This is a genomic window from Brevibacillus sp. MER 51 (genome assembly GCF_023714195.1).
GTDB lineage: Bacteria > Bacillota > Bacilli > Brevibacillales > Brevibacillaceae > Brevibacillus.
Genome location: NZ_JAMAUS010000005.1, coordinates 131,808 through 143,731 on the forward strand (window position 1 = coordinate 131,808; position 11,924 = coordinate 143,731).

Sequence of the window (11,924 nt, forward strand, 5' to 3'; positions counted from 1 at the left end):
TTAGTTGCCTCTCGTCTTCTTTGAATTTGGACGTTGCTTCTTCAACTGATTGTTGATGAGTTTACGGCTTAGTTTCGCCGCCTTGGCAACCTTCTTGTTCTTGTTGGAAGTGACGGTACGGGACTGCTGTTTAGATGTCCACACAGTTCCTTTTTTGTTTTTCTCTGCTTGACTTGCAGGTTTTGCTTGTGGTGATTTGGCCTTTACATTGATAGGGACCTTTACTTTACTTTGAAGCTTACTCGACTTTTTGCTGCTGTTTTTTGACACAGCGGAGATCATGCCCCGCTTTTTGTTTCGACGAACGAGTTTTTGTGGTTCACTTGCAACGAATGGCGCTGATGGCGTAAAAGGAACATTTCCCGAAAATGCAATTCGAGTTCTGCGGGTAGTGCTACTTTGTTCTGCCTCTGCCCCTTTTTGCTGGCTTTCTTCCCGTGTTACTGGCGTCTTCCGGGAAGTCGGAAGTGAAGTGGCTACTTTATCGCTTGCAGCCTCCTTGACTTTGGACTCTTTGTCTTTGGATTCCTTCACCTTAGACACTTTTTCCTTGGATACCTTGACCTTGGACTCTTTATCCTTAGACACCTTGAGCTTAGTAGACTTTTTGTCTTTCGGTTCCTCGACCAAAGACTCTGTTGTTGGAGTGGATGCCGCAACAGGTATGAATTCCTTGATACCGGATGCTAACCGTTGCGGTTCCACCACTTCCGTTATTTGGTCATAGTTGCCCGGTTCGTATTTGCTGATGTCTTTTGCGAGCTCTGCCAATGCCGCATCTTTCGTCTTATCCCCCGTCAAAACTCGCTGCAGAATGCCTTCCGCTTCCGTAGACAGAAAAATTTCGGGATCATAAAACATCTCTTTGAGGTGCTTATAAAATTCGTTTGGCACTGCCATATCATTCAAGAGCACCTCAAACGATTCGCGATCCAGCGGGTTTGCCTTATGATAGGCTTCGATCATGCCGCGCATCCAGGTAACATCCCAGACGCCCATATCATCCATCGTACTGGTGATGAGCTTGCGCAAATCCCGAAACGGCAAATCATACGACACGCCATCCAGGTCGATGACCCAAAGCCCTCCCGGACCATTTTGACCATTTGACCAGCCATAATCTTGGTGCACCAATCCCCAGTGAGCCTCTCCCATTTTGATCATTTTCGGATAGGCAGATGCTTTTAATTTCTCTAAGGCTGCCCATGCTTGCTGTTCATAGTGATCGACGACGGCCAAAATGGATTTACTTGCTGGTGTTTCACTGTAGGCTTTTGCTACTTCCCGCATCCACCCGATTTTTTTGGCAATCTTTTGATAATGATTGGGCCAACGATATAAACGGGAAGAATTTTTGGCTCCTGCGGGCGGAACATAGCCTTTCGAATGCCGATGGAATTCACCAAGGCCGTAGCAGAGCTCTTGCGCGCCTACCAAATCTACTTTTGTTGCCGGTTGCAAAGCAATCCAATCGGTAACAATCCATAGTTTCCCGCCTTTTTCCACATAAAGACTTCCATTTCGGGCAGGAATCAGTGCTGGTACCCTTGCCCCCTGTTTGACAACGTATTCTTGGAAAGCCACACTATAGAGACTCCGTTCAGGCGTACGGTGCAGTACCTTTAGGCTGCGCGGACCTTTATCTGTTTCGATGCGCCAAATAGCCCCGCCTTTGTCTGGCTTGGAAGTAATGAGTGTACGACTCTTTACCGACATGTCATACTCCTTGATCACTTGTTCTGCGATCGCATCTACTTCCGGTGGCACTGTCATATCCCAGTTAGCCGGCGTTTCCGCATTCCCTTCTCGGGTATCCCATGGCTTAATCACATATTGTTCCATTCCATTCCCCCCACACTTCTGTGGTGATGCCTTCGTCCTTCTCCATAAGCTATTCGCTATGTCCTTTTCTCGAACCGGACAAATATCATTGGGAGTCTGCCAATTCGTTATTCGCACAGAGATAAAGTCTCGCAAAAAAACAGCTTGACTCCTCGCATGGTTGCGACAGTCAAGCTGTTCATGTTAAATCATCAGTAATTCACGTATTTCCTGCTCGGTTAAAGAAGAGATTGCCTCTTGTCCCGGTGTAATGATTTCTTCAATCAAGTTTTTCTTTTTTTGTTGCAGCTCGTACATCTTCTCTTCGACCGTTCCCTCTGCAACAAGCCTGATCACTTGGACGACGTTCTTTTGCCCGATACGATGGGCACGATCCGCCGCCTGTTGTTCGACGGCGGGATTCCACCACAGATCATACAAGATTACGGTGTCAGCGCCTGTCACATTCAATCCTGTTCCACCAGCTTTCAGAGACATGAGAAACAAATCCCGCTCTCCCTCGTTAAATCGGTTACACAAATCTAGTCTCTCTGCTACTGGTGTCTGTCCATCCAGATAGAAAAACGGGATACCATGATACCCCAGCTCGCGTCCGATTATTCCCAGCATCTCTGTAAATTGAGAAAAGAGCAAAACGCGCTTCCCTGCGTTTTTGCATTCACCGATGATCTCGAATAGCTGTTCGAGCTTGGCTGACCCTCCGTCATACTCTTTGACGAACAACGCAGGATGACAACATATTTGGCGAAGTCTCGTCAAGCCTGCGAGAATTTTGATCCGATTTTTTTGAAAGCCTTTATTGTACAGGTGCTTCACTGTTTCCTGTTGGAGCTGCGCCAAATAGGCGACATACAGCTTTTTCTGCTCTGGCAACAGTCTCGCGCTTTGCAGTGTTTCAATTTTGGCTGGTAATTCCTTCAGTACCTCCGTCTTGAGCCTGCGCAATAAAAACGGACGCGTCCGCTTCGCAATCGTATCTCGCGACAAGTCGAGAAATTCCTTTCGTGCCGGAAAAAGCTCCGGGAAAACAACATCGTAGATGGACCACAGCTCCTCTACCCTGTTTTCCACAGGTGTTCCCGTAAGCGCAAAGCGATGCTTGGCTTTTATCCGTTTGACTGTCTGGGCTGTTTGAGTCACATAGTTTTTGAAGGTCTGCGCTTCATCCAAGATCAAGGTGTGGAAGGAATGCTCCTCGAATTGGGCAGTATCTCGACGCAAGAGCGGATACGAAGTAATGAGCACATCGATTTCTGACAGCTCATTCACGATTTGATTCCGCTCTTCCTTCGTGCCATCCACAATAACGCTACGGATATTTGGCGCGAACTTTTTGATTTCATTGTGCCAGTTGTATAAAAGAGAGGCAGGAGCCACGATAATCGCCGGGAGCCTCTGTTCTCGGATTTCGGGCAGAACAGAGAGCAGAAAAGTAATACTTTGCAAAGTCTTCCCCAGACCCATATCGTCTGCGAGAATTCCCCCAAAGCCGTAGTGTGCCAGTGTTTTCATCCATTGATAGCCATATTTCTGATAATCGCGAAGTGTCCCTTGCAAAGATTGGGGTACGGGAAAATCAAGATTATCTGGGTTACGCATATTCTCCAAAAACTGGCGCAACAATTTGCCTAGCTGAACAGGCTGTCCCTGCATGGGGATATCAAGCAAACGCAGCCCGCGAAATGCAGGCAGTTGAAAACCACTCCCCATTTGCTCAGCATATTGCATGCCCATCTCGTCCAAAAAACGATTGATTTGCTCAAATTCTTTTGTCTCCAGCGGCAAAAGTGCTCCATTCGACAGCCGATGATATCTGCGCTTTTCTTCTACCGATTGGATAACACTTCGGATTTCAGACTCGGGTATGCCATCCATATCAAAACGAAAATCCAGCCAATTGGTTCGCTCATCGACATCCACTTTTACTTTTGGTGGTAGGTGGAGAGGCTGAATCCTGATTTTCACGGAAGTGGTCGCGTATACCCTTAACAGCTTTTCCAGCTTAGGGACGGTGTGGTAAAGAAAGTCGTACTCAGCTTCTTCGTCATCCAGAAAATAGCCTCCTTCTGTGCGGGTAAAGGTACTTTCCTCCATCAGCTCTAAAATCTGCCGCTCCTTCTCCCCGTCACGCATCAGAATCAGCTCACTGCCACGTTGCCCTCCGCCTTCATAGACTTCCAGCGGATTGATGATGATATCGCCATATTGAAACTCAAGCCCCGCCAGCAGCCGGTCTCTTACCCTGTCCAAATACAGCTTGGCCTTTAACTGGAATTGCACGACTCGTTCGGAGACGGCCTTTGCAATTTGTACGTTGCCCAGTTTCATCAAGGCCGGAACAATTTGCACCATGAATGGCTCGATTTTTTCTGGGGGAATGTGAATCCGCTCACTGCTATGAGATGCTAACAAGTGCTTCAACTCAGCCAAACTGTGGCATTGTTCCTTTGGCAGTTTGTGCCATTTGCCATCCACGAGCAACAATCCGTAAGCTTCCAAGACAGTGATTTGCTTGAATCCTTGGACTTCCAGCTGATATTGATCGGTTTTTGTCTGGTCAAATTCGAAGTGGAGTGGCGGCGGTTCATCTATACAGACAAATGTTGGATACACTTGGTCATGATGCTGGATGTGTACAGACGGTGCTGTAAGTAGCAAAGCAAATAATCGCTCCCACGTAAATGGTGGAACCAGAAGAACCCGTTCCCCACCCACATGCTTCTGTTCCTGATACTGGTAGCTGGCTGTCTCTCGATATATTTTTTCCGTGCGATAAATTTGCAGGAGTTCGCGGAGGATGGCTTCATGCTCTGGCAAAAAGCGATGCAAATTCGGGTCATAAGTAAATTGGTTAGAGAATCGATACACTTGCTGCTTATCCACCCGTTCCAAAAACGCGCGAATGTCCTTTACGATGTACAACCTCTTTGGCCCTAGCTTCAGCTCAATTCCGATCATACTCTTGCGAAAGCCATACGGTACGATTTTACATATGATTTCCAAGGCAAGCGTTGTTCGGGAATCCAGCAACACGCGATTATGGCTTGTCCGAATTGGTCGGTCCACGAACAAGCCGAACAGTCCCTCTGTCAGTTGGGAATCAGCCTGTGTTGCCATGCCTGCTTGTCTCGTTGTAACGGAAGTGGAATAGCTGCCAGGATGCTCGTCTACTTGGAGATCACGCATCGTTAGCAACGAAGCTGCAATGTGCTGGCAGTAGTGATCGTACGATGCTAAAGTAGGACAACTGCACACGGCTGCTATTCCGGACTCGTCCAGTTCAATGGTGACCTGATAATTATTTTTGCCTGCGTTCACTGTCGTTTTGATCCAGGCAGGCTCTTGTTGAAAATGCTCCACAAGCACGTTCCCAGAACGGTAAAAAGTCTTTCCTTTTTCATAAGAAAGGCGACCGCACCATTCTTTTATCGTTTGATGGCTCACTTGAAAGCTCATTTTCTGTTCCATCCTCATCTTGAAATATGTTTAATATTACAGAATGCAACTGAAAAAAGATACGCATGAAAGCGTATCTTTTCCCACACTTATAAAAATCAATTAGGCTTCGTCGTCAGGATCTTCGTCCTCGGAATCTTCGTCCTCGGAATCTTCATCCTCGGAATCTTCTCCAGCATAGTCTTCATCTTCATCTTCTTCATCATCTTCATCGTCGTCATTATTGCCAAAGTATAATTTTTTCGTAGTGCCATCTTCGTATTCAATTTTTACTTCCATTTCTTCTGCACCTTCACCGAGTGCTTGTCGTAATTGCTCCAACCATTCGTCCATATTACCACACCTCCTGGGTATAGATGATCTCTTGGCAGCATTTGCCAACAGCTTTACTGTCGACATTGATACTATATGAAGAGTTTCTTTTTCATGTTTGGACAGCTGTCCCCGTCCTCACAGTAGACTTTTACACAACTTGCCCTCGCAAGTAATGCGTCTCCCAAGAAGCACCTATTGCCTACGTATCGTTTACATATTTGGAAGTAGACTGGACAAACTTTTGATGGAATCGACTTAAATACACCATGACTTCGCCACAGAAGGGAGAGCTTATTATTGAACAGACGATGGATCAAAAGCTTGTTGGTCGGGATTAGCTTGTTGCTTACAAGTGCCTTGCCGGTTGACTCGATTATGGCCTCACCAGATCATCCTTACCATTTTGGATTTAAAAAGAGCAAGAATGGTCAATTACCCTCGATCAATGAGGAAGGCTTTAAAAGCATTGTGGATCGCCACGGTGCGGTTTTTTTAGGGGATACCACGAAAAAAGAGCTTTACTTGACGTTTGATAACGGGTATGAAAATGGCTTTACACCAAAGATTTTAGACACACTTCTCGCAAAAAAAGTCCCTGCCATTTTCTTTGTGACAGGGCACTTTGTGAAGGAACAGCCCGAGTTGTTAAAGCGGATGGCACAGGAGGGACATCTGATCGGCAATCATTCCTGGAGCCATCCCGATATGACAACCGTACCGAATCAAAAAATCAAAGACGAACTGACAAAGGTAAGCAATGCCGTCCAGCAAGTGACCGGGCAGGCTAACATGCGTTACTTGCGGCCTCCCAGAGGAATTTTCAGCGATCGCACACTTGCTGTAACCAAAGATTTGGGCTATACCAATGTCTTTTGGTCGGTCGCCTACAAGGATTGGGATACCAAAGCCCAGCGGGGAGCAAAATATGCCTATGATAGCGTGATGGCCCAATTGCATCCCGGCGCTGTTATTCTGCTGCATTCTGTCTCCAAAGACAATGCAGAGGCTCTCGGGATGATGATCGATGAAGCACGCAAGCAAGGCTATGAATTCAAGAGCTTGGATCAGCTTCCGAAAAAGTAGCGCAAGCCTTCCCTTTTGCAAGCAAAAACTCCCGCTGCTTCGCATGTGCAAAGCGCGGGAGTTTTTGGGTTTAGTCGCGATCCAGCAAGGATGCTCCAGCAATACCTGGATGCGTCATTTCAAATGGATCGAGAATCAGATCCAGCTCTTCCTCTGTCAGTACATTGTGTTGCAAGCACAGCTCACGTACAGACTTTCCTGTCAATATAGCTTCGCGGGCAATACGTGCAGCAGTCTCATAACCGAGATGAGGATTCACCGCGGTGATGACGCCTACGCTTTTTTCCACGTATTCTTTCATGCGCTCGCGGTTTGCTTCGATTCCTTCCAAGCAGTGACGCGTAAAGACATCGAATGCATTGTCCATAATGCTGATCGATTGCAGCAAGTTGAAGACAAGCACAGGCTCCATAACGTTCAGTTCTAGCTGACCTGCCTCAGATGCCAAACAAATCGTATGGTCATTTCCGATGACCTGAAACGCTACTTGGTTGATGAGCTCTGCCATAACAGGATTGACTTTTCCTGGCATGATCGAGGAACCTGGCTGACGTGCTGGCAAGGAGATTTCTCCCAGTCCAGCTCGAGGTCCTGATGCCATCAAACGTAAGTCATTCGCGATTTTAGACATGTTCATCATGCAAACTTTCAGTGCTGCTGATACTTCTGTATATGCATCTGTGTTTTGTGTAGCATCCACGAGATGCTCTGCACCTGTCAGCGGGAAGCCCGTGATATCGGCAAGATGCTTGACTACTGTTGTAATGTAACTCGGGTCAGCATTCAATCCCGTTCCTACCGCAGTTGCTCCCATATTCACTTCGTACAAATGCTGACGTGATTGCTTGATACGCTTGATGTCGCGCTCAAGTACTCGACGGTATGCTTCGAATTCTTGGCCCAAACGAATCGGAACCGCATCCTGCAAATGCGTTCTGCCCATTTTAATGACATCATCGAATTCTTTTGCTTTTTGGCCAAATGCATCATGCATCTTATCCATCGTCACGAGCAGCTTTTCCAACAGAGTGAGTGTTGCAATATGAATGGCTGTTGGGAAAGCATCATTGGTAGACTGAGACATGTTGACATGTGTATTTGGGCTTAAGTGGAAATAGTCCCCTTTTTTCTCACCAAGCATTTCAAGACCGCGGTTCGCGATTACTTCGTTGGCATTCATATTGATCGAAGTACCTGCTCCGCCCTGGATTGGATCGACGATAAATTGATCATGCCATTTTCCTTGCATGATTTCTTCCGCCGCAGCGACAATCGCATTTCCTAAACGCGGATTCAATCTGGAGACTTCCATATTTGCCATCGCAGCTGCTTTCTTTACCATTGCCATTGCATTGATGAGGGAAAAATGAAGACGATACCCGGTGATTGGGAAGTTTTCCGTTGCTCGCATCGTTTGCACGCCATAATAAGCATCTACTGGAATTTGCTTCTCGCCAAGAAAGTCTTTTTCCACTCGAAACGTCTGTTGTTCCATTCTTATCAGACCAGCCTTCTAGGAATAATGGTTGCTACATCCTCTCCATTCTACCACAGTTTTATGCAGGAAGACTCATCCACCTGAAACACTATTATTTGTTTTTACGTCTTACTATGTGCAGGTACCATTTCATACCAGACAGAATCGAGGGATACCATGAAAAAAATGCTTTTGCTGCTGTTGACGATCGGCTTGCTGCAAGGATGCACGAGTGGCACAGATAGCCCTTCCACTCCAACAGAACAACAGAAGCCACCCGTTACAGCCCAGCCCGAGACACCTGCTTCTGAGCCACCCGCAACCACACAACCACCTACAACGCCTGAGAAGCCACCAACGGAACAACCAGCTCAACCGGAGGCTGTCTATGGCAATGACATTTTCCGCAATGTCACTGTGAAGAAAACCGGTCAGGACACGTTTGAAATCAAAGGACAGGCGCGCGTGTTCGAAGCTGTACTCAATTATGTCGTAGAAGATGGACATAACGAGCTTACGCAAGGTTCCGTGCAGGCTTCGACCGCTGCTCCTGATTGGGGAGATTTTACCCATACACTGAAAGTGAAAAAAGCGGAGCAGAACAGCACACTAACACTGATCTTGTTTGAAACAAGCATGAAAGACGGCAGCCGAAGAATGGAGCTCATCATTCCACTCCCGGAGTAAAGCCTGCAAAAAAATCAGACCCTCTCTATTAAAAAGAGAGGGTCTGATTGAAAGGGTCTATTATTAGATAGCAGTAGACAGTCAGTTGCCGTATGCCTTGCTTTTACTTTTACTCGCCTTGTTCTTCCTTGAAGCATTCCATGCAGAGTGCACCATTGTTCTCGATTTCATACTCGGTCAAGCGAGCCTGGCAAGACTTGCATTGTTTTTCCGTGAGCACTAAGTTCAAGACTATATCTCCTCTCAATGATGTAACGTAGTCTATTTATATTATAACCAAAGATTTATATCAGACAAACAGCTATCTGTTAAAATTTCGTGAATTTTCAAATATAAAAAATAATAAACAAAGAGGAGATCATCATGACCTCACCCTATTTTTCACTTTTCCTGACAGGGGAGCCGTTTCGGCTGTTTTCCCCTTCTCACATTATCACTTTGATTCTTGTGCTCTGTCTGGTCGTGCTCACCTATTTATTTCGGCAAAAACTCCAAGCCCCGACAAACCGACTCACCACCCGTTACGTACTTGCGGGTGTCTTGCTTTTGTCAGAGGTTTGTTATCAGCTTTGGCATGTTTATACCGATAGCTGGACGGCTGCTTACACATTGCCCTTGCAGCTGTGTAGCGTGACCCTTATTCTTTCTACCGTGATGCTAATGACGAGAAGCTACGGTCTGTATGAGGTTACGTTTTTTGCCGGGATTGGCGGCGCCATGCAGGCATTGCTTACACCCGAGTTGTTTTATCCATTTCCACATTTTCGCTTTGTGCATTTTTTTGTAGCCCATGCAGGAATTGTCCTTGCTTGCCTGTACATGACGTGGGTAGAAGGCTACCGTCCAACCGTCCGTTCGATATGGAAAACGATGGGCTTTTTAAACCTGCTTTTGCTTGTTGCACTTTTCGTCAACCAGTGGACGGGCGGAAATTACTTATTTGTCTCACGCAAACCGGACAATCCCAGTCTGATTGACTTTTTGGGTCCGTATCCGTGGTACATCGTTTCATTGGAAGGAGTAGCGCTTGCTTTGTTTTTCTTGTTGTACCTGCCCTTTGTCCGAAAGCAGCCGCTTGCGAAGGAAGTCAGGAGCGATTTGTCTGTCTGAATTACGCCTGCTGCTCGTTTACCCAATCGGTGACACACTGCAAAAAGCGTTTGGCAGCCGGTGACTGCTTGGAAAAAGAGGTTGCTGCCACCCCCAGCGAACGGTAATGCTCCCCTTCGAGCGGGATCATCCGGATATTTGCAGGCAAGCGGAACAAGATCATTTCCGGAAGGATGCTGATCCCGAGCCCATTTTGCACCATGGCAATAATCGCGTGATCATCCCCCACTTCATATTTGATTCGCGGCTCGATCTGATACTGGGCCAGCAAACGCTGTATATCATTGTCACAGCCCGTCTTCGGCATGATAAATGTCTCTTCTGCCAATCGGCTCACATGCACCCGCTCCTCTTTGTAGAGCGGGTGTTCCTCTGTCACCAGCAAATACATCTGATCCTTTTTCAAAGGAATCCATTCCAAATCCTCTGTTGTCGGTAAGGAGACGAAACCAAAATCAATCTCTCCACTTTGAATCCAGCTCTCAATTCCATCGTAATACCCTTCCATCAGCTTAATCTCGATCGCCGGATACTGGTCTTGGAACCGCTTGAGGATTCCCGGAAGCCACTGTGTGGATACACTCGTGAACGTTCCAATTCTCACCGTCCCGACCTCCAACCCATTGATGGCAAACACCTCTTGTTTCATCCTCACATGACAGCGCAAGGTCTCGCGCATGAATGGTAGCAATCGCTCCCCATTACTCGTGAGGCTAATGCCCGATCGTCCCCTTGTCAAAAGCGAAAACCCATATTCCCGCTCGAGACTCGCAATCGCATGACTAATCGCTGATTGTGTCAAACCCAGTATTTCTCCAGCTTTGGTTAAGCTCCCCGACTCAATAACGGTGATCACTACCTCAAACTTGTTCAAACTCACCCTTCTTCGCCTCCTTTTTCATGAATTCGATTCATGAAAACCATCACAAACATTCATTTTTCTTATTCAAACGATACTCGTATACTGTTTATGGCGCAACACGGATTAGGACCCGATTTTCTCGGACAAGGAGGCTTATCTCATCATGAAACCGCAAGCGAAAGCCGATTTGGCTATGATTTTGGTCACCCTGTTTTGGGGAACCTCGTATGTGTTTATGCAAATGGGATTGAAGGATTTGGAGACCTTCAATTTGATCGGAATCCGCTTTGGCATTGCTTTTCTACTAGCTGCCGCCTTGTTCCATAAACGCTTGCGTGGCACGAATCGCAAAACATTGCTCCATGCGTTCGTACTCGGTGCGCTCCTCTTCGGGGTTTTTGCCACCGTCACGAACGGAGTGAAATCGACGACAGCTTCCCAGGCAGGCTTTCTCGTTAGCTTGACTGTTATCTTTGTTCCGCTCTTATCTATTCTTTTGCGCAACCGCCCGGAAAAAAGAGTCTTCGTCGGCGCTGGACTGGCCATGATCGGCATCGGTCTTCTCACACTAAGCGCTGAATTTCGCATCAGCCAAGGAGACCTTTTGTGCATCGCTGGCGCCCTCTTTTATGCTACACATATTACCGTAACGGGCAGATGGGCCAGCCAATCGGATACGATTCAGTTGGGGATTTACCAGCTTGGCTTTACGGCGCTGCTGGGCATTGTTTTTTCATTTGCACTGGAGACTCCTGCATTGCCGCAGACTACAGAGGCTTGGATCGCCGTCCTCGCCCTTAGCGTATTGTGCAGCGCAATCGGCTTTGTCGTTCAAACGGTGGCTCAAAAATATACGACCGCCACGCACACGGGTGTTATTTTTTCCTTGGAGCCAGTCTTCGCTGCCCTGTTTGCCTTCTTGGTCACAGGCGAAACACTGTCTGTTCGCGGGTATATAGGCGCAGGTCTCGTTTTGATCAGTGTGCTGATTGCGGAAATCGATGTGAAGAGCTTGCTGCGCGGAAAGCAGCTGACAAAAAACCCGACTCATCTATCCTGAGTCGGGTTTCGCTATGGGTTAGGCAAGAGCGC

At 47.1% G+C, this 11,924-nt stretch carries 9 protein-coding genes; 4 read left to right on the plus strand and 5 right to left on the minus strand.

The window, feature by feature from the left end; all coding sequences use genetic code 11:
* The 3 genes from M3630_RS12755 to M3630_RS12765 form a co-directional block, all read right to left on the minus strand.
* On the minus strand, positions 1-1,842 hold the full coding sequence (locus M3630_RS12755) for a CotS family spore coat protein (protein ID WP_251252350.1): 1,842 nt from the start codon (positions 1,840-1,842) through the stop codon (positions 1-3).
* 183 nt (positions 1,843-2,025) lie between these two features.
* The gene (locus M3630_RS12760) at positions 2,026-5,298 is read right to left on the minus strand and encodes a DEAD/DEAH box helicase (RefSeq protein WP_251252351.1); all 3,273 of its coding nucleotides are present in this window, start codon (positions 5,296-5,298) and stop codon (positions 2,026-2,028) included.
* A 102-nt stretch (positions 5,299-5,400) separates the two neighbouring features.
* A complete protein-coding gene (locus M3630_RS12765) occupies positions 5,401-5,631 on the minus strand; it encodes a DNA primase (RefSeq protein WP_251252352.1) in 231 nt (76 codons plus the stop codon).
* 279 nt (positions 5,632-5,910) lie between these two features.
* Between M3630_RS12765 and pdaA the strand changes: the two genes are divergently transcribed.
* Positions 5,911-6,696, plus strand: coding sequence for a delta-lactam-biosynthetic de-N-acetylase (pdaA, locus tag M3630_RS12770; protein WP_173608105.1), 786 nt, complete (start codon positions 5,911-5,913; stop codon positions 6,694-6,696).
* A gap of 70 nt (positions 6,697-6,766) precedes the next feature.
* On the opposite strand, the gene aspA is transcribed toward pdaA, so the two are convergent.
* Positions 6,767-8,191, minus strand: coding sequence for an aspartate ammonia-lyase (gene aspA, locus M3630_RS12775; RefSeq protein WP_217366858.1), 1,425 nt, complete (start codon positions 8,189-8,191; stop codon positions 6,767-6,769).
* A 159-nt stretch (positions 8,192-8,350) separates the two neighbouring features.
* Here aspA and M3630_RS12780 point away from each other — a divergent pair, with 159 nt between their 5' ends.
* Positions 8,351-8,860 (plus strand): Gmad2 immunoglobulin-like domain-containing protein, encoded by a 510-nt coding sequence (locus M3630_RS12780; RefSeq protein WP_173608106.1) that lies wholly within the window; start codon positions 8,351-8,353, stop codon positions 8,858-8,860.
* A 363-nt stretch (positions 8,861-9,223) separates the two neighbouring features.
* The gene (locus M3630_RS12785; RefSeq protein WP_251252353.1) at positions 9,224-9,970 is read left to right on the plus strand and encodes a YwaF family protein; all 747 of its coding nucleotides are present in this window, start codon (positions 9,224-9,226) and stop codon (positions 9,968-9,970) included.
* Between the two features lies 1 nt (position 9,971).
* Here M3630_RS12785 and M3630_RS12790 read toward each other — a convergent pair whose 3' ends face one another.
* The gene (locus tag M3630_RS12790; protein ID WP_251252354.1) at positions 9,972-10,850 is read right to left on the minus strand and encodes a LysR substrate-binding domain-containing protein; all 879 of its coding nucleotides are present in this window, start codon (positions 10,848-10,850) and stop codon (positions 9,972-9,974) included.
* A gap of 145 nt (positions 10,851-10,995) precedes the next feature.
* Between M3630_RS12790 and M3630_RS12795 the strand changes: the two genes are divergently transcribed.
* Positions 10,996-11,892, plus strand: coding sequence for a DMT family transporter (locus tag M3630_RS12795; protein WP_251252355.1), 897 nt, complete (start codon positions 10,996-10,998; stop codon positions 11,890-11,892).
* Positions 11,893-11,924 lie beyond the last annotated feature (32 nt).